Origin of the sequence: Dyadobacter sp. UC 10 (assembly GCF_008369915.1) — a bacterium.
Classification (GTDB): Bacteria; Bacteroidota; Bacteroidia; order Cytophagales; family Spirosomataceae; genus Dyadobacter.
This window is the reverse complement of the sequence record NZ_VSRN01000001.1, coordinates 3247578-3269604: the sequence shown is the minus strand read 5'-3', so window position 1 is coordinate 3269604 and position 22027 is coordinate 3247578. Positions and strand designations below refer to the sequence as shown.

Annotated in this window: 17 protein-coding genes; 6 read left to right on the top strand and 11 right to left on the bottom strand. The window is 45.2% G+C overall.

Translation table 11 applies throughout. The features are described 5' to 3' along the window. Positions 1-5: 5 nt before the first annotated feature. Genes FXO21_RS13550 through FXO21_RS13535 form a run of 4 tightly spaced genes read right to left on the bottom strand, consistent with a single transcriptional unit; the run spans position 6 to position 7067 of the window. Positions 6-2408, bottom strand: coding sequence for a hypothetical protein (locus tag FXO21_RS13550; protein WP_149640569.1), 2403 nt, complete (start codon positions 2406-2408; stop codon positions 6-8). Between the two features lie 25 nt (positions 2409-2433). Then, positions 2434-3561 (bottom strand): DUF4249 domain-containing protein, encoded by a 1128-nt coding sequence (locus FXO21_RS13545; RefSeq protein ID WP_149640568.1) that lies wholly within the window; start codon positions 3559-3561, stop codon positions 2434-2436. A 15-nt stretch (positions 3562-3576) separates the two neighbouring features. Beyond that, on the bottom strand, positions 3577-6348 hold the full coding sequence (locus FXO21_RS13540) for a TonB-dependent receptor (RefSeq protein ID WP_149640567.1): 2772 nt from the start codon (positions 6346-6348) through the stop codon (positions 3577-3579). Beyond that, positions 6345-7067, bottom strand: coding sequence for a hypothetical protein (locus tag FXO21_RS13535; RefSeq protein ID WP_192579216.1), 723 nt, complete (start codon positions 7065-7067; stop codon positions 6345-6347). Before FXO21_RS13535 ends, FXO21_RS13540 begins: the two co-directional genes overlap by 4 nt. A gap of 249 nt (positions 7068-7316) precedes the next feature. Here FXO21_RS13535 and FXO21_RS13530 point away from each other — a divergent pair, with 249 nt between their 5' ends. Both FXO21_RS13530 and FXO21_RS13525 read left to right on the top strand, forming a co-directional pair. Beyond that, the gene (locus tag FXO21_RS13530; protein WP_149640566.1) at positions 7317-8378 is read left to right on the top strand and encodes an NAD-dependent epimerase/dehydratase family protein; all 1062 of its coding nucleotides are present in this window, start codon (positions 7317-7319) and stop codon (positions 8376-8378) included. Positions 8379-8515: 137 nt separating this feature from the next. Further along, positions 8516-9376 (top strand): beta/alpha barrel domain-containing protein, encoded by an 861-nt coding sequence (locus FXO21_RS13525; protein ID WP_149640565.1) that lies wholly within the window; start codon positions 8516-8518, stop codon positions 9374-9376. A 38-nt stretch (positions 9377-9414) separates the two neighbouring features. Here FXO21_RS13525 and FXO21_RS13520 read toward each other — a convergent pair whose 3' ends face one another. Continuing rightward, entirely contained in the window at positions 9415-10521 is a 1107-nt protein-coding gene (locus FXO21_RS13520; protein WP_149640564.1) for a hypothetical protein, read from the bottom strand. A gap of 102 nt (positions 10522-10623) precedes the next feature. Between FXO21_RS13520 and FXO21_RS13515 the strand changes: the two genes are divergently transcribed. Next, positions 10624-11220: a thymidine kinase gene (locus FXO21_RS13515; protein ID WP_149640563.1), complete on the top strand. Its 597-nt coding sequence runs from the start codon at positions 10624-10626 to the stop codon at positions 11218-11220. A gap of 3 nt (positions 11221-11223) precedes the next feature. After that, entirely contained in the window at positions 11224-11868 is a 645-nt protein-coding gene (locus tag FXO21_RS13510) for an SGNH/GDSL hydrolase family protein (protein WP_225865675.1), read from the top strand. Positions 11869-11928: 60 nt separating this feature from the next. Here FXO21_RS13510 and FXO21_RS13505 read toward each other — a convergent pair whose 3' ends face one another. Next, on the bottom strand, positions 11929-13023 hold the full coding sequence (locus FXO21_RS13505) for a chorismate mutase (protein ID WP_149640562.1): 1095 nt from the start codon (positions 13021-13023) through the stop codon (positions 11929-11931). Between the two features lie 173 nt (positions 13024-13196). Here FXO21_RS13505 and FXO21_RS13500 point away from each other — a divergent pair, with 173 nt between their 5' ends. Further along, entirely contained in the window at positions 13197-14399 is a 1203-nt protein-coding gene (locus FXO21_RS13500) for a proline dehydrogenase family protein (RefSeq protein ID WP_149640561.1), read from the top strand. Between the two features lie 49 nt (positions 14400-14448). Next, positions 14449-15213 carry a lipoprotein signal peptidase gene (locus tag FXO21_RS13495; RefSeq protein ID WP_225865674.1) on the top strand — a complete coding sequence of 255 codons (765 nt, stop codon included), beginning with the start codon at positions 14449-14451 and terminating at the stop codon, positions 15211-15213. A 19-nt stretch (positions 15214-15232) separates the two neighbouring features. Here FXO21_RS13495 and FXO21_RS13490 read toward each other — a convergent pair whose 3' ends face one another. The 5 genes from FXO21_RS13490 to FXO21_RS13470 all read right to left on the bottom strand — a co-directional run bounded on the left by FXO21_RS13490 (position 15233) and on the right by FXO21_RS13470 (position 21797). Next, positions 15233-16831: a hypothetical protein gene (locus FXO21_RS13490; RefSeq protein ID WP_149640560.1), complete on the bottom strand. Its 1599-nt coding sequence runs from the start codon at positions 16829-16831 to the stop codon at positions 15233-15235. Positions 16832-17115: 284 nt separating this feature from the next. Then, positions 17116-17757 carry an OmpH family outer membrane protein gene (locus FXO21_RS13485; RefSeq protein WP_149640559.1) on the bottom strand — a complete coding sequence of 214 codons (642 nt, stop codon included), beginning with the start codon at positions 17755-17757 and terminating at the stop codon, positions 17116-17118. 11 nt (positions 17758-17768) lie between these two features. Further along, positions 17769-18383 (bottom strand): OmpH family outer membrane protein, encoded by a 615-nt coding sequence (locus FXO21_RS13480; RefSeq protein ID WP_149640558.1) that lies wholly within the window; start codon positions 18381-18383, stop codon positions 17769-17771. Positions 18384-18434: 51 nt separating this feature from the next. Next, the gene (gene bamA / locus FXO21_RS13475; RefSeq protein ID WP_149640557.1) at positions 18435-21038 is read right to left on the bottom strand and encodes an outer membrane protein assembly factor BamA; all 2604 of its coding nucleotides are present in this window, start codon (positions 21036-21038) and stop codon (positions 18435-18437) included. A 6-nt stretch (positions 21039-21044) separates the two neighbouring features. Next, on the bottom strand, positions 21045-21797 hold the full coding sequence (locus tag FXO21_RS13470; RefSeq protein WP_149640556.1) for an isoprenyl transferase: 753 nt from the start codon (positions 21795-21797) through the stop codon (positions 21045-21047). Positions 21798-22027 lie beyond the last annotated feature (230 nt).

The window sequence follows — 22027 nt, the reverse complement described above, 5'->3', positions numbered from 1 at the left end:
GGCTGCTAGAAATTACGTTTGCCCACCTCGAAAGAAAGCTTCTTGCTGCCAGCTACCCCGAAAGGTGTAATTCCCTGGATAACGACGCTGTATTTGCCAGTTTGATCGGAGGTGTAAAATTCCAGCGAAGCTTTGCCTTTTTTGTCAGTTACTACATTCGGAGCCCAAAAAAGCAGATTTCTGAAATCCGGAACCCGGCTGTTCGCATTACCGCCGTCGTATTTCGGGGCATAAAACTCCCGCTGTGCCTGAACCCCCTCGTAAGGCATTACCAACACTTTCGGATCGAGCTCAAAACCCGACAGATCGTTGCCGTAGGTAGAAAAGCTGACGATACCTGTGAAAGTCATAGGCCCGAGGAAATAGCGCGAGTTTAAAACCTCAATCTTCTTGATTTTGAGAGGATCGAATTCCATAATTTGATCGGCGTCAAAAATCGGGATACCGTCAACCAGCATCAATGGATCGGTGGTATAGTAGGTATTGGGCAACAGCTTGTCGATCATCCTGAAGTGAAATTCCTTCTGCCGCCTTCTCACAAGCACACCTTTTACATATTCTCTCAGCACCTCTTCCATCGTGGGGAAACGGGTGAAATCATCGAGAAAATACTTTTCGTCAGGCATCCCAAAAAAGGCGAGCGAATCGGTAAGAGTCGGCTTTTTCTGATTATAAACCCTTGGAATATAGGAATTGACTGTCTGCATATTAATAGTGCGCGTCAGCAACTGATTTTCGAATGTTTTATCGAAATAAAAAGCGGGCAATGGGTTGGGAGAATATTGCTTTGAGAAGGGGCTCAGAATTTCAATTTTGTAGGTAGAATCGATGCCAAGATTAGTCTGAACTGTAATTTCCTTCGGACCAATAAAACGGCGCACTTCAAAAGTCACTTTTCCCTGCTGATCACTCTGCGCTGCATATAACCGGGCCGGCACGTCAAGCGCCGCGAGAAACGCATCCTTCCCTTTCGCGGGATCGCCGCTTACCCTGTCAACAATTTTTCCCGAAATGAAATGACCATCGTACTCTGGCAGGTTTGCAAATTTGGGTGGCTGACTTCCAAACACACCTTCCCAGTTCAACCTGCGCCAACCATGCGTAAGCATCAGATTATCAATCTGCCGATCCGATTCTTCGGTTGCATTGCTGAAATAGTATTCGGGAGACTCAATGGTGCCTTTCAGGTCCGAAGTAAGCCAGAGGTAGGTATTGATATCTTGTTGCAGATCGCCCTTGATCGAATCATCAAGGTATATTGCAACCGACAAATTAGACATCTGATCGGTAGCGGCTGCGACAGAGGACGAAAGGTTTAATACCACCTTTTCTCTTGTGATAAAGGTCCTTGCCAGCTGGGCATCCACTTCCAGCTTTGCCTTTGGCCGCTTAAAGTACAGCCGCTCGGTAACCGGCTTTACCTTTTCATTGAATATCGTGATGTGCGAAATCCCTTCACCCAGCTTGCTTTTATCAAGCAAAAACACCGCGCGGTTTCTCACAACAGCCTTTTTCTCGATCACAGGATTCGCCTGCCTCGTATGGGCAAGCATATATATGTAGGTGGGCTCATCCGTATTCAGTCGGGCTGATACAGATACTTTCAACCAGGTTTCTGTCGAATCCTTTACCTGCATTACGTAACCCGCATCTTCGACAGCAGGAAACTGGTATTCCGACTTCAGACCTTTGGCGTCGGTAACAAACGCTTTATAAGTCTCGCCCTCTTTGGGAGTAAATGTAAAATTTCCGATTCCGCTCACTTCCGGCGTAAACTTCTGAACGGTATCATTTTGCGCATTCACAATCGCTCCATTGAAACGAATACCCTTTCCATCGGCAGCAACAGCCCGAAAAGCTATTTTACTTTCAACCCCCTTTACCAGCCTGCCGCCCTCCGGAAAAAACTGAACATCGTAATGTGCATTGTCGTTAACAATGCGATCGGGATCAAACCTGATGAATGGATTGACGACGGTGATATCACTTTCAAAAAACTGATCGGCGCTGAAATTCTTCATCCAGTTGGTATAGCAGCGTACCTTATATTTCCCGCTGACAATCGTCGCCGGAATCTGCGCAGAGCCGTTTCCCTGCCCTGTGCTCATTGAGAACTTGGTTTGAACGACCGGATTATTTTCACTATCCAATATTTCCAGATACCCCACTTTGCTCAGATCCAGAAAGCGGTGAGTCGCCCCGTTAAGCAGATAGGCTTTGAACCAGACGGTTTCTCCAACCAGGTAAAATGGCCTGTCCAGATGCACGTACATTTTCTCCTGCACAGCCCTTTCTGTGTACAGGCCAAAGCGCTGCTTCATGGAAGTTACCATGGCGTCTTCCTGCGCAGCGACAATCAGCGGCGCTGCCAGCAGAAAACAGATGCAGGTTAGGATTCTTGTCTTCATTTTATCTTTTTAGAATGACTCATTTTCACCAAAAAGGCGGTCTTCTCGTGGTTCCACCCTGCGTGCGGCAATCGATGCAGCTTGACGGTGCGCCCAGAATATATTCCGAGCGCTCGCCTCCGTAAGACATCAGCAAAGCAGTGGTTTCCAATGCGCATTGCCGGTCACTCATCGGCCTGCAGACGATATCGAAGGTATCAGGGGGCATACAACGCGGGTAGCTTCCAAGTCTTGGAGTAATCGTAAGACGCTTGGTTTGCTCCGTGGATGCACTGAAGTAACCGAAAACAAGGTCTTTCGCATCTTCTACATTATGAATGTTTCCCGTCACCTGCGATGGCTGCGGATCGAAGAGGCTTCCTGTTCCCTGCGTTGTTTTTGCTAGACTTGTCCAGTATTCAAATGCTGGCCTGGACAATGCATATTGCCGCACTAAAACACTGTATTTAATATAAAGCTTGTTGGTAGAAACAGGCACCCTGAAAAGCGGGAGGTCCTTTATCACGTCACTGGTTAGCTTGATCGTCGAGCCCAGCAAAATACTACCGGAACGGCTACTGCCCCAGCATAGATTGATATCCTCTGTGCGTGGAACAATTTCCTTATCGATCACTTCCAGATAGGAAAAGTAAGCGGCGCGGTATTCCCATGTTTCCTCAAACTTCCACCGGTAAAAATGCGTCTTGTTGTTCGGGTCATGGGTATTTACATAAAAAACCATAGCGTCCTGCCCCTGGTCATAGCGACTTTCAACGCTGTCGATCGGCGGAGTTGCCGTAACATCCACATAATCTGAAAGGTATTCCTTACCATCCACAGTTTTAACCCGCAACCGATATTTGGCAGCGGCATTGTATTGATTTGGAGGTAAAACGTAAAGCCCGCCACCCACTTCTGTGAAACTGTAACTCTCGCCTCCTTCAGACTCTACCGCCAGTGATGCCATAATCTCACCAACAGAGGTTGCGGTTTCATTTACATTCTGCGTTCTCCTCAATTCAATCCGGGTCGTATCCTGCCCAACATTCAGGAAACCGTCTACTACCAGGTGATTCTCGACAGAATTCACTTCCGGCGGAGAAAACGGTTCAATACAACTGTCCAGAAAAAGCAGCAAAGCGAAAAAACTAAGCTTTATCAGGAAATATCTCATACTACTTTCACTGTTTTAAAATCTGAAATTGTAGGTAATCGTAGGGATCGGCTGTCCGAAAATGGAAAGCTGGTAACCATTAACCCTGCCTCCGACCGTCTGGAAATAAACTGAGGTCGGATTTTTTCTTCCAAAAAGATTATAAACCGCCACAGTCCACGAGCTGTGCGCCAGCTTTTTGACTTTATGGTTTCCTTCAATATTCATAGCAAGGTCGGTGCGATAGTAATCAGGGATTCTGAACTGGTTCCTGTCTGCATAATACACCCGCTGGGCACCGTCAATCAAGTATTTCCCGATCGGCGGCGTGTAGGGCCTTCCCGTGCTGTAAGTAAAATTGAATGACAGACTGAAACGGTGTGAGAACCGATAATTGGAAATCAGCGTAAAATCGTGCGGCTTGTCATAATTGCTCGGGTAGAAATTACCGTCATTGGGCGCGTCGGGTGACTCGCGGTCAACAGCCCGGAGCAATGTTCTCGCGTAGGTATAACCTAGCCAACCATTCAGCTTGCCGGTCATTTTCTTAATCATAAATTCCACTCCGTAAGCTTTCGCTTTTGTATTCAATACGGCTGCTTCGATATTGTGGTTCATGATCAGCGAATCACCGCCTTTGTAATCGAGGAAGTTCTGGATGTTTTTGTAATAACCTTCTAGCGAGACTTCTATTTTATTTCCCCTGAAATTGCGGTAAAGTCCCAGTGAAAACTGGTCACCGATCTGGGGTTTAATGTACGGATCGCTCAACTTCCAGATATCAGTCGGAGAAATGGTCATCGTGTTTGTCAGCAAGTGAATGTATTGCCTTAATGTATTGTAGCTGACTTTCAGTGAAAGGTTGTCAAACACGCTGTAACGCACCGACGCACGATATTCCGGGCCTCCATATGTTTTAATGTTCTTCCCGGACTTATATTCTTTCACACCGTTCTGGTAGATATAGTCGATCGGCAGGCCGGGCACATAGGTATTTACATTTCTTGGCCCCAGATACTGAAAGAAGGAATACCTGATCCCTGCGGAGATTGATAACCTCGGATTAACTTCAAATTTGTCTTCCAGGTAAATGGCGCTTTCCACTGCCTGCTCTGCCTGCAATTCGTCAGGAACGATCAGCGACTGGCTTCCCCTCGGCTGGAAGGATCCGGGATGCAGCTTATAATAAATACTGCTCAAACCGAATTCCAACGTATGTCTGGGATTTAAGGAATAGCTGAAATCGGCCTTGAAATTGGATTGATTGATGTCGAATTTAAGGTCAAATGCATTCAGCGGTAAACCCTCGGCCTCCATTCCGTACTGGTATTTGCTGTGGGAGGCGGTGAGTACTCCGTATAATCTGGTATTAAAAGTATGCTTCCATTTCAGGGAAGCGAGCTGGTTCTGGTAATTGTAGAGCGTATCTCCCGCAAGTTTAAACCGGTCGTCGCTGATGTAGCCAGTCAGGAACAAACTGTTTTTTTCATTGATTTCATGACTGATATTCAGGTTTACATCATAGAAAGACGCAGAGCTTTTGTTATAATTTTCATTATCAAGCGCCTTGATAACCCAATTCGAATAGGTTGACCGGCCACCGAGTAAAAAGGAAGTTTTATCTTTAATAAGCGGGCCTTCAAGGGTCAATCGCCCGGTCACCAACCCAATTCCCCCCGACGCGACAAATTTCTTTTTATTACCGTCCCGGCTGTTGATATCGAGCACAGAAGACAGCCTGCCGCCAAATTTTGAAGGGATCGTACTTTTATACAATTCAACATCTTTCAGTACATCAGGGTTAAATGCGGAGAAAAAACCAAAAAGGTGGGATGGATTATAAATCACCGCGTCGTTGTACTGAATCAGATTCTGATCCGTCGAGCCGCCGCGAACGTTCAATCCGGTACTATTTTCACCAACTGATTTGATTCCCGGTATCGTTAATACAGTACGCAGCAGGTCGGTTTCTCCAAATACGGTCGGCACCTGTTTCAGGTTTTTAATGGTGAGTTTTACCGTTCCCATTTGCGTGCCTACCACGTTTTTATCCATTCCTGCTTTTACCGAAACCTCTTTCAGGGCGATTACGCTTTCGCGCATTTCAATGTCCAGCTTTCCATCCGAATAAAGTATTACCTGCCGCTGGGTTTCACGCATTCCAGTGCTCCTGATCCTGAGAATCTGCTTGCCGCGGGGAATAGTGAGCGCATAGAAACCGAGTGCGTCAGTAGTGACCCCGATAGAAGGCGAAGCAATAAATACCGCGGCACCGATAACCGGCTCGCCAGTCACCGCATTTCGTACATATCCTGTGATGGTAGAGTTTCCGGGCGTGATCCTGTGTTTCCGGATGCCGATATCGTGCACTTTGCTTTCGGCGGTCGATAGTAACTTTTCTTTCGCGTCGTCCCCGGGACCTACATATGCTATTGAGTCGTTATCGCTGGCTCTGTCCGGTTCGAAAATACCCGGCACCAGCTGCGTGATAATCTTCGGCCCCTGGGTAATAAAGATCCTTTTTTGAGCATCTATCGCATATTCGAATTCCGAACCTCTGAAAACCTGATCGAGCACTTCCCGGATCGTAAGGTTCTCGACCTTCAAGTCAAGGGTAAGGCTATCGAACCGCGTCGCATCGTAATAAAAATAGTACCCGGTTTGTGCTTCGACCTGCTTCACAAAATCTCCGAACCTTGCTGAATCAAGCTGAACTGTAATCTTTTTTTCAGCAGTTCCCTGTCCCAGGACCAGGTTGGAAAGAAAAACAAGGCTTGCCGAAAGAATTAATGGTAGAAGTATTTTCATGGCTTGGCTAATTCGTCGTGAATGGACACCATTTTGGCAATGGCCAGGTCTTTCTGCTTCCTGAATCTGAGCTTGCCGTCCCGCAGTGCCTTTCGCAGCTCTTTTTTATGTTCAGGAAAAAGATTTAAAACCGCCTTTTTTGTCTGCGAAGCGTGGTATTTGCCGTCTTTGAGTATGTAGAAAAAGCTCTTTTGAGGATAAAGGGCGATCACACGCTTGTCTACAATCTTTTCCTGTCGCTGTTTAGCCCTTCGGACGATCGTGCGCGATTTGCCATCGTAAAGAATGTCATAAAATCCTGTACGCATTTGCGGATTAATATCCTTCCCTGATTCCATGCGGACAAAATTGTGGTCGTCGAGCATGAAAAAATCTACCTTCTCGGACTGCAGCAGCAAATGGTCGCCATTGAAATGCTTAACAACCAGCTCGTCCCGGAAAATATCATATATCATCGGAATGCTGTCAAATTGCTGTTCATCATATCTGACAACTCCTTTTCGCCATTTTCTATCGTTGAAAAACTGATGTTCTTCGCTTCTGGCATCATATACGTAATACTGCCGCCCGTTGTAGAGGTTTTGAGATTGCGCGGTCGCTTCCTTGTATATCGAAACGGGATAGGCTTCCGGTGCGGCTATGCTGGCGGTTGTTGCCTGCCCAAAGGATATACCGGTGCAGCCAGTGATCAGAAAAAACACAAAGGTATAATGCGACATGCACGAAATTTTTAAGGTCAATACTACGAAAACATGTTCACTTGTTGCAATCCCGGGGCCAAGTATTTAAAGAAGTGATCGTGAGTTACATACTTCAAGGATAATACATTTATTTACATATATGCATCAGATGAATTTTAAAGAAGATTTAATTATAAAATTCCTGCTGATGGTTACCCGTTTTTCGGGAATATCCTAACTTTGGCTTTACTGGAATTCCACACATTCAGTTCACTTCAAAAAACCTTTATGAAAATTTTAATCACCGGAGGAGCAGGTTTTGTCGGGTCGGCGCTGGCCATTTCTTTAAAAATAAATTATCCTGATTATCAGGTATTTGCACTTGATAATCTGAAACGTCGCGGATCCGAGCTCAATATCAGCCGGCTGAAAAAGCACGGCGTAGAGTTTGTTCATGGTGATATCAGAAATAAAGAAGATTTCGACGCGATACCGGCAGTCGATACTGTTATAGAAGCATCTGCTGAACCATCAGTACTTGCTGGACTTGATGGAACACCTGATTATCTGATCAATACCAATCTGGTCGGAACGGTCAATTGCCTCAATTATGCTTTGAAGCACAAGGCCGGTTTCATATTTCTTTCGACGAGCCGCGTGTATCCGATCAAAACCATCGAAACGCTGAATTTTGTTGAGGAGGAAACGAGGTTTGCATTGTCTGACGAACAACCCGTTCCGGGCGTTTCGTCCAAAGGTATTGCAGAAGATTTTCCACTGAATGGCGCGCGTTCGCTTTATGGAACCACCAAGCTCGCCTCGGAGCTGATTATTCAGGAGTACAATGAATTTTATAATCTTAAAACGGTCATCAATCGCTGCGGCGTGATCACCGGTCCGTGGCAAATGGGCAAGGTTGACCAGGGAGTTATGGTTTTATGGATTGCCAAACACTATTTTGAGCAACAGCTGGGGTACTTTGGTTACGGTGGAACGGGTAAGCAAATCCGTGACATGCTGCATGTAGCAGACCTTTACAGACTGATCGACTGGCAGTTGCACAATTTGGAAAAAGTAAATGGCGAGATACTAAATGCGGGCGGCGGATTGCAAAGTAGCGCATCCTTACAGGAACTAACGAAAATTTGTCAGGAAGTGACCGGCAAAACGATCCCGATCAAAGTTGTACCCGAAAACCGGACAGCGGATATACGTTTGTACGTAACTGATAATACGAGGGTAACTGCATTGACAGGCTGGAAACCGGAAATCGGCATCCGGCAGATTGTCGAAGAAATCACAGCCTGGCTACAGGAAAACGAAGCCGATTTGGCACCGATATTGAAATAAGGAGGAAGGGGGAGAATGGAGGAAGGAGAAAGGGAGAAAGGGAGGAAGGAGAAAAGGAAGGTTTCGCTATTTATTTCCTTCCCTTTTTTCCCTTCCTCCATCCTCCCTTCCTCCTTCCTCCCCTAATCAACGACACATTGAAAATCATCGAATGCCCACGCGATGCCTGGCAAGGCTTTCATCCTTTCATTCCTACGAATCAAAAGGCTGCTTACATTAATCAGTTGCTGAAAGTAGGGTTTGATACGATCGACTTTGGAAGCTTTGTTTCCGCGAAAGCAATGCCGCAGGTGAGCGACACCGCATCGTTGCTTAATCAACTGGATGTTGCGCAATCGAAAACCAAACTGCTCGCAATTGTAGCCAACGAGCGTGGGGCCGCAGAAGCGTGTCGCTTTGAACAGATTACCCACCTTGGTTATCCTTTCTCTATTTCAGAAACCTTCCAGCTGCGCAACACAAATGCTTCTATCGCCGAATCAGTGGAGCGGGTGAAGCGTATTTGTGAAGTTGCTTTGATAAGTAAAAAGCAGGTGGTTATCTATATTTCAATGGGGTTTGGAAATCCTTATGGTGATCCATGGGAACCGGCAATTGTAATGGATTGGGTAGAAAAATTAGTAAAGCTGGGCGTCAGGGTATTTTCACTTGCCGACACGGTTGGATTAGCTAAATCCGAAGATATCAGTGCTCTCTTCGCACAACTGATCCCTGGTTCCCCGGATTTGGAATTTGGTGCCCATTTTCACACTGTACCCGATCAATGGAGAAATAAAATTGAAGCCGCCTATCAGTCAGGTTGTCGCCGGTTCGATGGAGCGCTGCTGGGCTACGGCGGCTGCCCGATGGCGCAAAATGACCTCGTAGGAAATATGCCGACAGAACACCTGGTTGATTTTGCGAACGAGCAGGGAAGTTCCGTTCATCTTAATACTGATGCATTATTGCTCGCCCGCACCATGTTTTTACAGCTGGTACAAAAACAGCAATTCTCCTGACCAGGACAGCCAGGAGAATTGCTTCATTCTATTAAGTCTCAGGCGAATTTCCTTTTCACAATCGCGAGCAGGGCAGTTACTGCCTCTCCATTGACATCCCACGCATATTTTGAAGCGTACCGGTGCCAGATCAGGTTCTCAGCCTCTTCAAAACTTTTCACGGCATCCAACTCATAGATTGCTTTGTCGAAATGTTCGCTGTTTTTATCGAAAAGCTGATTGACGAACATAAACCGCTGGCCTAAGGGAATGGAAGTGGCTATGCTCTCTACTTTGAACGGAACGCTTCCATAAGATTTATCGTCGCCCGGCTTCGGAATATCGACCTTGAAACGGTTATTTAAAGACTCGCTTTCAACGGTCGTCGCCTTTTTTACAATATCACCAATTATAACCGAAACCGGTTCAGCGCGTGGAGGCGTTGTTTTAGGAGCAACTTCCTCCAACTCATTAAACGCAGAATCGAAGAATGATTTCGACTCATTTTTGTTGCCCACCAGCGGCTTACTTGGTTCTTGTATCCTGATTTCGTTGATATTGATCGGAAATACATCCGCAAACTGCATCAAATGCGTATCCACATCATCGATCAGATCTGCATTATCTTTCAATTCATAAAGCCAGCTTACTGCCTGTGTTTGGTAAACGGAATCAGAACCACTGTCGGTCAGCCTTCCAAGCATTGCCTCAGCGATACCCCTGTGAATATGCGTGTACTTTAATATCTGCTCTGCTCTCTCCTGCGTAAACTCTGCTTCCGGAACTGCCCTGATCTTCTCCTCGAAGTAAATGGCCGGAGTAAGTAATAGCTTCAGTGCCTCCTTCACAGATTCGGAAAGCAACGGTTCCAGGTCAGTACGCTTTACCGAAATATGTTGAGAAGCGGTGTTCATAAATTCTTCCAGCGCACGCTTTACCTCATCATTCGAAAAGTCAAAGTAGGGGCTGCGAAAAGATTCTGCATTACTTTTCCAGGCTTCGAATAACCGGTTCAAAATTCCGAGATTCACCTGCCTTACTGGCGTCAGCTTCAATAAAATAGCCCCATTAATAGCATTCTGCGATTTGTACACCTCATTCAGGACTGTCGTTGTGAACCTGGCGGCATATTGGTTAAGGGCGTTTGAATTCAAATTATCCGGCATAAGGAATATGAGCTTTTGATAACGATCGTGTTTAAAAAAAATATGTTTGCTTTGTAAATATAATCAAAATTGGCTTGCCCGCAGGTCAATCCGACGCCAAAGATGTTCGTAGAACCATCCCATAAAAGAGAAAGTCAGGGTCCGAAAACCGGTTGGATCGAAGTCATTTGCGGCTCGATGTTTTCCGGTAAAACGGAAGAACTGATCCGCAGACTGAACCGCGCCAAGATCGCCCGGCAAAGGATACAGATTTTTAAACCGGCACTCGATAAACGATACCACGATGAGAACATTGTTTCTCATAATGACAATTCGATCCGCTCTATTCCCGTCAAAACGGCGCTTGAAATTGCGCAATTGGCGGAAAGTTGCGAAGTGGTAGGACTCGACGAAGCGCAGTTTTTTGACGACAAGATCGTTGAAGTATGCGATGCGTTGGCTAATGCCGGAAAACGGGTTATCGTTACAGGCCTTGATATGGATTACCTGGGCAAACCTTTTGGTTGCATGCCTCAGCTGATGGCTATTTCAGAATATGTGACCAAGGTGCACGCGATTTGCATGGTTTGCGGAGAGGTTGCATCTCACTCCTATCGCATTTCTCCGTCAAGCGAGCGGGTTTTGCTGGGCGAAACAGAACATTACGAGGCGAGGTGCAGAAGGTGCTTCAACCTGGGCGACAAAGCCTATTTGCCATAAATTATGATGAGTTACAGAAGGTTATATAAAGCTTCACTTGCACTTAATGTGCTCCTGATTACACTCTTTTTAGCGACCGCATACATTTACCGCGACAAGATTTTCCAACGATTTGTATCAATGAAAGGAAACCCTCAGATCGTTATGTATGGTAATTCAATTACAGCGCAGGGAAAGTGGGTGGAGCTGCTTGGCAGGACAGACGTGATGAACAATGGATTACCTGGGCTGTGCACATATCATTTTGTCCAATTGATCAAAACGCACGTAGTGGATTTGCAGCCTAAGATTTGTTTTCTGGAAGGCGGGATCAATGATATAACAGTGGGCGTGTCTCAGGAAAAGATCCAGGCGAATTTCAGGTTACTGCTCGAAACAATCCAGAAAAACGGGATTGTCCCGGTCGTGACGCTTACAATGTTTGAACAAAATGATCCTGCCAGCAAGGCAGAAGTAGTGGAATTAAATCGGTTTCTAGTGGAATATTGCAAAGAACACCGTATCACCTACATTGACATGAACCCGCAGATAGCCGATTCAACTGGTCTCAAACCTGAATTCGCTTTTGATAAGACGCATTTGAATGAAAAAGCCTACGAGATTTGGGCAGCAGAGATAAAGAAAGTATTAAAAATGAAAAGGTTATGATTACCTAAAACAACAAAGGCTGCCCATTGGACAGCCTTTGTTGCATATAACAGAGTTACGTTAAGCGTTAACCTGGTTCATCACCTCGGTCTGCTTACGGATAGATTCCATGTGGACCAGCTTGAATAGTTCATCAACCAGATTTGGGTACAAGTTCATGCTTTTCCCCCATCCAGCGCGTGTTTCGAGCACTTCACGGAAACGATCAACCTGGTAAGCAGCTACGCTGTTGTCGCGTTTGTATTCGGCCAATTTCTCAACCAAAGCCATACGTTGCGCCAGTGTTTCCAGCATTTCACGATCAAGATGGTCAATCTTTCCACGGATAATTTCCAGTTGAGACTGGTAGTCACTTCCATAAGATTCTTTCCGAACGTGCAGGTCGTGCAGCATTTGTCCCAATGCAGCAGGAGTCAATTGCTGAGAAGCATCAGACCAGGCTTTATCAGGATCCCGGTGCGATTCGATGATCAAACCGTCATAGTGCAAATCCAGAGCGCGCTGCGCAAGTTCATATAGGTAAGCGCGTTTTCCCGCCATGTGGCTCGGATCACCTATTACCGGCAATTCAGGGAAAAGCGTTTTCAATTCAATTGCGATATTCCACATCGGAGAATTGCGGAACTTAGTTTCCTGAGCATTGGAAAAACCTCTGTGGATAGCACCGAGCTTTTTCACGCCTGCCTGGTTCAAACGCTCCAAAGCGCCGATCCAAAGTTGCAGGTCAGGGTTAACAGGGTTTTTAACAAGAACAGGTACATCCACTCCTTTCAATGCGTCAGCTAGTTCCTGCACATTAAACGGGTTTACAGTGGTGCGAGCGCCTACCCAAAGAATATCCACACCATATTTAAGTGCCAATTCAATATGCTGCGGGTTAGCAACTTCAACTGCAACAGGCATTCCTGTCTCTTTTTTGACAGCCTGCAACCAGGGCAACGCTGCTTCTCCCATACCTTCAAAACTTCCGGGACGAGTCCTTGGTTTCCAGATACCGGCACGGATTACATGCGCAAAACCTTCCTCTTTAATCTGGCTTGCGGTTTCTAACATTTGGTCCTCCGTCTCTGCACTGCAAGGCCCTGCGATTACCAAAGGTTTTCCTTCGGTATTGATCCAACTACTGAGCGGAAGGATATCTAAAGAAGCATTCATATTCAAAAACTTGTCCTTAATAAAATAGATAATTGCAATATTTTGACCCGGCAGTTCATGCGTATTTCCGGGATTGACGTACATTTGATGCCATAAAAGTCAAATAACTTCTTAATGAACACAGCCTTCTCTTGTGATTAATAAAAATCCACCCGGGAAAAAGTGTACTCAAAATGGCAGATTCTTCACCGATAAACCAAATACCTGTATTTTTTGAAGACACCTACGTTGCTTTCGCTTCTAAATCTGACGCTAAACTTCGGAAAACATACTGGTTATTCAGCCTCATGAATCAGGCTCGAGTGGTAAATTTAGGCACTTTTTTTATAAAGCTTGCACTAAAACTAAACTTACCTATAAAAAATCTCATCCGGGTCACCATTTTTGAACAATTCTGTGGAGGTGAGACAATTAGCGAATGTGATCAGACAATTGCTGAGCTGGGTAATTCGGGAATAGGAACTATTCTGGACTATTCAGTCGAGGGAGAGGATGATGAATCAAGTTTTGATGCAACAGCAGCCGAAATTTTTAAAACGATCGACAAAGCTGCCGGGTCAAAAAGCATTCCATTTTCAGTGTTTAAGGTAACGGGGATAGCTTCCGCGGACCTGCTGGAAAAAATTCAGCGCAAAGATGCGTTGTCGGATCAGGAGGAAGCTGCCTATATCCGGGTTCAGCAGCGCGTGGAAAAGCTTTGTTCCCACGCGCACGAAAAGAATGTCAGGATCTTTATCGATGCCGAAGAAAGCTGGATACAGGGAATCATTGATGATCTTACTTATCAAATGATGCAAAAATTCAACCGGGAAAAAGCGATTGTATACAATACTTACCAGCTCTACCGGCATGAAACACTTGAATCACTAAAATCCGCCTATCTAACAGCCAGGCAAAAAGGCTATCAGCTGGGCGGGAAGCTGGTTAGAGGCGCTTATATGGAAAAAGAGCGACTACGGGCGCGTGAAAATGAATACTTCAATCCGATCCATGCTTCCAAGCAGGCTACCGACGACGACTATAACCTTGCGATCGACTTTTGCCTCGAACATATAGAATACATCGCAATTTGCCTGGGCACGCATAATGAGTTTAGCTCGCAGTACTGCGCATCGAAAATGAAAAAACTTGATCTGCTCAACAATGATGAACGGATATGGTTTGCCCAGCTGCTGGGAATGAGTGACAATATTTCGTATAATCTTTCCAAAGCCGGCTATAATGTTGCCAAATATGTCCCTTATGGCCCGATAGACGCGGTATTGCCGTATCTGATCCGTCGGGCCGAAGAAAACACTTCCATTGCGGGGCAGAGCAGCAGAGAGTTTTTACTAGTTAAGAGTGAATTGCATAGAAGAGGAATCAGTTCTTTATAAGGAACTTGTTACTTTCACGTTTTTAAATTTCAATAGTTTTCCATACCGAATGAACCAATCCAGAAATCCGGCCCCTTACTTATTATTCAGCTTGCTGCTCATACTGGTTGATCAGACATCAAAATTGCTGGTCCACAAATATATGGAGCCGGGTTTTTCAGGCCAGATTGCATTGATAGGAAACTGGTTGAAACTCCACTATGTGCTGAATCCCGGAATGGCGTTCGGTATGCAGCTGGGGCACGAGTACGGAAAGCTTTTCCTGACATTGTTCCGGCTGGTAGCAATGGTCGCAATCGGAGGTTATATGATTCACCTTGCCCGCGCCGGCGCCTCCAAAGGGTTGCTCTGGGCCCTTTCAATGATTCTCGCAGGAGCAGTAGGTAATGTAATAGACAGTACATTTTACGGGGTGTTCCTGCAAAATGCACCCTACGGATCGCCTACCCCGTGGTTCCATGGACAGGTTATTGATATGATCTTTGTAGATTTTTGGGAGGGGTTCATCCCTGATTGGGTACCTCTCTGGGGCGGTCAGTATTATTCAACGCCCATTTTCAATATCGCCGACTCCTGCATTTTCATAGGAGTTTGCAGCATCCTCATTTTTCAGGGCAGCTTTCATTCTCACGGCCCGGTCGAAGACGAAAGGCTTATCCAAGAGGAAGAAAGTGATCAGAATGAGAGCAGGGACGAGGCAGGCGCAGATTATTCTTCGACACTCGGGCCTTCTGCGGATGTTTCGCAAGTTCCGGTCTCACCGGAGGAGCAGATCAATAATGAAAATGATAACGACAAAAAAGAGAGCATTTAGCTCTCTTTTTTGTTACCGCTCAATTTTCATCCTGCGTGAAAGGAACAAAATCCTTAAAGGTCTTTTTCAAGGCAGTATCAGTCGCTTCTTTCTTATTCTCCCACCGCGCATCCAATTCAAGGGCAACTAACCCACTTAGGTTCATCAGCGACTTAAATTCGTCTAATTTGCGAATAAAGTCCGGATGGCGTCGTGCAGATTTCTGCCCATATTCACGTGCAAAAACATCCCCTTTATTTTGCAGCTCATTCTTCTTCTGCATTACATAATTGAAGCGGTCGAGCAATCCATTTACCGATTTACCAATAACCTCCGTAGCTTCCAAAGTACCTACGGTAGCTACTGTTGTACCGCCTATTGTCGTTATATAACCTCTCCTGTCCGGCCTATCCTTTGCTATCACCGGCGCCAGGCCTGTTGTTGCTCCAAGAGATGCATTCAAAAGTGAGCGGCTTCGCTTACCTTTCTTCGCACGTGTATATGCTTTTTTTAACTGGCCTTCTTTCTCCGTCATTTGCTCCAGTAAACCCCATGCATTTACAAGTGCACCGCGATAAAGATTATAAACGTAGTTGTCACGCAGGCTTTCATCAACCGTATTCTTTATCACAAACCTAACGCTCCGCTCCTTTTTGTTTTGAGCTTTGTCGAGCACGTAGAATGTAATGTTGAAAGCGATTGTATCCAGCGGATCCTTGACAAAATCGTAACCCGGCTCCCAGATGAACTCGTAACTGGTCGGTGTATTTTTTATCAACGCTTCTACAGGTACCTTTTTGTTTTCAGACACAAAGTTAAATGCAGTAATATCATCTTCACCATTTGGATCCGACAATGTAAACCGCAGGTTAATCCTGTTGTTCTCTGCGCTTTTAACGATTGAATTTTGTGGTATAATTGTAAAATCCGGGGCCAGGTCCATCTGAGTCACATCTAATTTCAGACGACCCTTTGTTCTTGCCTTTGACGGTTGGTCCTCCACATAGAACTCCACGTAGCGAGGGCCCTTCTTAAGTATACTAAATTGAGCGATCGAGGGCTCCCAGGTGATCTCGCCAGCAGCTGTCAACTTCATCCCCTCGGGCATTTGTTCCAGTATTGGCACAAATACAATCGGATCCGCATCCTGGTCTCGCACTGCGCCCATATCTATTTTATAAACATTCTGTGTCTTATACTGGACATAGAATGGGTGAAGCTCATCGATTTGAGGGGGCCTATTGACGTGGTTTACTTTGAATACCACTTCGCGAGAAACACTTTCACCGGTTGCACTTTGGGCTTCAAATACGATCGGAAAGGACTTTGTAGTATTGATCCTGTCGGCAACCTCAAATCCAGGGGTCCATATAAAATGCCCGAGCGAGTCAAATTTCATCTCCTTTGTGAGCCCGCTTACAGCGTTATACCGGATCGAATCACCTTTACCGCCCCTTACCTGAAGATGAAAGTTGATTTCTTTTCCCTCATATAAAACGTTCCATTCTGATTCCGAAGGAAATACCAGTTGCAACGGGCCAGTTGAGGTATTCTTCATATTGTCCTGTCCTTGTGCACCTGATGCGATTAAAGCAACTGTCAGAAGTATCAGTATTTTATGAATATGTTTTATGAGCATGATGTCAAAAATATAATTTATCCCTTGTTGAGAAGAACACTGAATTTAAACGCAAAACTACTAAATCCTGTATAGAAAGCGCTGTCAATCGATACAAAAATGAAACAACGCTTTCATTCGCATTTGCAGGAATTACGAATTGTATTTTTCAAATAAACCGTCCGTCTTAAACATGTAACAAAAGTTAAGTTAACGCTTTTGCCAGCTCCATTCTTATATACAAAAACCGGAGAACAGCCGTTTAAAAGACTGTTCTCCGGTTTTTTAAGTTCAAATGTGACTTATTATTTTTTCTTGGGGGTTGCAGCAGGAGTCGTTGCAGGGGCAGTAGTTGCTGGCTTGGCAGGAGTCGCTGCTGCCGGCGCTGCATCTACTTTATCAGGATCAACACCCAACTTTTTAAGGATCAAAGGAGTAGCATTATTTTCCTCAGAAGCGGCAAAGAGAATGATAGGTGTCGAATTTGCTCCTGCGTCCATGTTCAGGATATACAAAAAGCCGTTTTCTTTACCTACTTCCTGTATTGCATTATTAACCTTTGTCAGGATTGGTTCCAAAAGCTGCTGCTGCTTCGTTTGCAGTGAAGTTTGTGCATTCGTCTGCATTTCCTGAATACGTGTTTGCAGATTTGCCAACTCCTTCTCCTTGTCCGCACGAATCACATCGGTCATATTAGCACCATTCTTTTGGTAAGCCTCATACTTATCCTGCGCCTCTTTATAAGTTTCTCCAAGCGCTTTATCCAACTGCGCTTTTGTGACTTCAAGTTGATTTTGCATCACTTTGCTTTCAGGAAGCTTAGCAATTATATAATCGACATTGGTATAGCCTATTTTGGTTAGTCCGCCTGCAGGGGTAGTTTGAGCCAGAAGAGGGGTGGTGATTATGGTCATCACGACCAAAAAAGCCATCAATTTTTGTTTCATTGCTTTGTTACTTATTTAAGTTTACTAGTTGTACTCTTTTGTTTTGGTGAGGTACTGGCCGGCACGTTGGCCGATTGATCTGCTTTTTCGTTTGCTGACGCTTTATTCGCTTTCGGGTCTATGCCCAACTCCTCCATCACGTAATCTGAATAATCGTGCTTGGGATTTGTGTAAAGCATTCCAACATCGCTGGATTTGTCAAACATAAAATCGAGCCGACGCTGGCTGCATACTTTGGTAACGGCACGCTGCACTTTTTCAAGTACAGGTTTCATGAGTTCCTTTTTCTTCTGGAACATCAGGCCGTCCATGCCGAAAATCTTACTGTTATACTCGCCCGCTTCCAGCTCCTTTTCCTTTATCTCACTTTGTCGTTTTCTTTTCAACTCCTCGGTGAGCAGGATCTCCTCTGCCATATATGCCCGCTGCATGCGATCGATGTCAGCAAACTTATCCTGAATTTCCTTGGCCCACTTTTCAGAGAATTTTTTCATCTCCGCCTGTGCAGCCTGATACTCGGGCATTTTACTGGTTATGAACTCCATGTCAGTATACCCAATCTTCTGAGCATTAGCCTCTGACCGCCATAGAATTGACAAAACTAGTAAAATTAAAAACTTCTTCATGTCAAGCTGCTAATAATTTGCAAACTTCTTAACGAAACTGTCAGGAGAATATTATCTGATTTGTTGCCCGATCGTAAAATGGAACTGAGCCCCGCTTGGCTTCGATTGTCCCTGAATTTTATCAAACCCATAACCCCAGTCGATACCGAGAAGACCAAATGCCGGCATAAAGATCCTCGCTCCTACACCAGCCGATCTTTTCAAATCGAACGGGTTAAATTCCTTATAGCTGCGCCAGTTATTTCCCCCCTCAGCAAAACCAAGGATGAAAATGGTCGCTTGCGGATTAAGCGAAACAGGATAACGAAGCTCGAGTACATATTTGTTATACACAACCCCGCCGCCAGATGCTGGCCGGCCCTGTTGCGTAATAGGACCCACTTTTTGATCCTCATAACCGCGCAAACCGATAATATCCTGATCAGCGAGCGAAAAAGTCCCTTGTCCGGCTAGCCCTGATCCACCGACAATAAACCTACCAAACGGACTGTAAGTGTCAGTCTTGTCATAGTTCCCAAGGAAACCCATGTGTGCCCGGGTGCTCAATACCAGCTTACCTGTGATGGTCGCGTAATAGCTCGCATCGAACATCCATTTATGGTATTCAACCCAGCGGTAAGTATCGGTTTTGTCAGCAAACTCCTTTTTCCGGAAAGCTGAATACGGAGGAGTAACTGTGGCACTCAATGAAATATTACTTCCGTTTCTCGGGAATTGGAAATCACTCAGGGTATTTCTCGAGATCGTCGTATTAAAGGAAATGTTGTTGGAATTACCGTTGGTGTATCCTATGCCAAAGATGTCAAGATCATCCAGGCGATATCGCTGGTACGACAATGAGTGTGTCATAACCAGGTTACGATCAGGCTCTTTTAAACGACGGCCCAATGAGACCGTTATCCCATTGTTATAGTATCCTCCACGATAGCTAAGCCGCCCGCCCCCGCCGTTCAGGCCGCCGATACCGAACATTGCGCTCGGGTCGGTAAGGCGATAAACTGTGCGCTGGAGAGATACCCCAAAGTTGATAGGTTTTTTACCTCCAAGCCACGGTTCGCTGAAAGACATCGAATAGGTTTGATATTGTTTTCCATTCGCCTGGAAGCGGAGTGACAATTTCTGTCCGTCGCCGGAAGGAAGTGGCCGCCAGGTTTCACGGTTCGGTATGTTTTTAAGGGAGAAATTATTAAAGACAAGTCCCAAAGTTCCTACAAAACCAATATAACCTCCCCAGCCTCCTGATAATTCGATTTGATCAGATGGTTTTTCTTCTACTGTATATTCAATATCAACCGTGCCGTCTGACTGATTTGGAATCGGGTTGATCTGAATTTTTTCAGGGTCAAAATATCCCATTTGAGAGAGTTGCCGCTGCGTATTGATAATTTCAGTTTTGCTGAATTTTTGCCCTGGCAATGTAAAAAGCTCTCGCAAAACAACCCTGTCACTTGTTTTAGTATTACCGTTCAGCAAGATCCGGTTGATCGTAGCCTGCTTTCCTTCAAACATCCGAAGCTCAACATCTATCGAATCGCCCTCCACAGCTTTCTCAGTAGGTTCAATACGAAAATACAGATAACCGTCGTCCATGTAAATCGAACTCACGTCACCTCCCGGAATACCGTTGATCTTTTTATCGAGCTCCTCCGGGTTATATACATCGCCCTTTTTGATACCCAGGCGCTCACCCAGGTATTTGGACGTATACAGATAATTGCCCGACCAGGTGATATCGCGATAGAAATACTTGGTACCTTCCTCGATTTTGAGATCAATACTAATGGTTTCTTCCCCGTTCTTGATTGTATCGAATTCGATGGTAGCGTCGCGGTAACCATTTTTGCGATAGAAAGCGATAAGCTTTTCCTTGTCTTCCTCGTATTTTTTTGGAATGTATTTAGATGGGTTGAAGAGCCTGCCAATTCTTTTCTGTTTTGTACCCTTCATTTTCCGCTTCAATGTTTTGTCACTGATATCGGTATTTCCTTCGATGTTTATTTTCTGGATCTTAACTTTTTTACCTTTCGTAATAGTAAAATTAAGAGTTGCCTGTCCGCGGGTAGAGTCAGGGATTTGCAACACCTTTACTTTGGTGTAGTAAAAACCCTTATCCATATAATATTTTTTGATAACGAGCTGAGTATTCTTGATCACTGTCGGCGTAATTACCCGGCCTTTGATCAACTTAACCTTATCATTCAATGTCTCTTTTTCCCCTTTGCGGATTCCTGAAAACGACACCTTATAGAGACGTGGCCTTTCTTTAATATGGATGTTCAGCCATATTTTTTCAGCTTCAATCTTTGTGTACAAAATCTCAACGTCATCCAAAGTACCGAAGTCCATCATTCTTTTGATTGACGAGGGAATAGCAGGTCCTGGAAGACGGATTTTGTCCCCTGGCTTTAAACCTGAAATAGATATCATGGAATTGGGGTCCAGAAACTGGGTACCCGAGACCGTTACCTCAGCGATCGTGTATTCTTTCGGATTGGCGGGGTCCATCACACTGGCGGCTGCGGCTGCGGCAGGCCGGCTAGTTGCACCGATACCTACCCGCTGCGCATTCACAGATACGCAGGAGCAGATCAGCAGCAATGCAGTAAGACATTTCAGATGTGCTAATGATTTATTCAAATTGGTAAGAAGGTTCATATTGTTCTACTTAGCACTATTCGCTTTTATTTGTTCGCCTGTTTTCCCAAATCTTCGTTCCCTGTTCTGATAAGAAAGGATCGCCTCATATAAATGCTCCCGACGGAAATCAGGCCAAAAAAGATTTTCATAAAAATACAATTCGGAATAAGCCAGTTGCCAGAGAAGAAAATTACTGATCCGGTGATCGCCGCCGGTACGCAACATCAAATCCACTTCCGGTCTGTTACCGGTCGCGAGCCTGGATGAAAGCAACTCTTCGCTGATTTCACCGGGAATTAAAGTTCCTTTCTGAACATCTTCTGCAATTTTTCTCGCTGCCTGGGTAATGTCCCATTTACCGCTATATCCCAAAGCAAGGATCAGGTTAAGACCGGTATTTTCCCGCGTGGCTTCGATAGCTTCGGCAAGTTGCCGCTGACAACTCCTTGGCAGGCTTTCTGTATCGCCAATGGTGTCCAGCTTCACCTTATTCTTAAGCATTGTAGGAAGTTCATTCCGGATAGATTGCACCAATAGTTCCATCAGAGCCCTGACCTCGAACTCCGGTCTGGCCCAGTTCTCGGTCGAAAATGCATAGAGTGTCAAACATGATACCCCGAGTTCAGCGCAGCCTTCCGTCACCTCCCTAACTGCCTTAATTGCATTGCGATGGCCAAAAACCCGGGCTGCGCCCTGGTTTTGAGCCCACCTTCCGTTACCGTCCATGATAACGGCGATGTGCTTTGGCAGATTGCCCGCATCAATGAGCTCCTTCATTACTCCTGACTCCCTTTAACCTTTTTTAACAAAACAATTGAACAATATCAAAGGATCTTATCAATTCAGGCAAAAAATCAACATCCTCAGTCTTTCAGGAATCACTTAACTAATAACCTGTACGCTGAGTAAGCAGATTTTGTGCCGGAATCCGGAAAAAAATCTATTTTGATTGTATCCTGAATTACAATAAACCGACTGATAAACAGAAGATTACACGCTTGAAATTT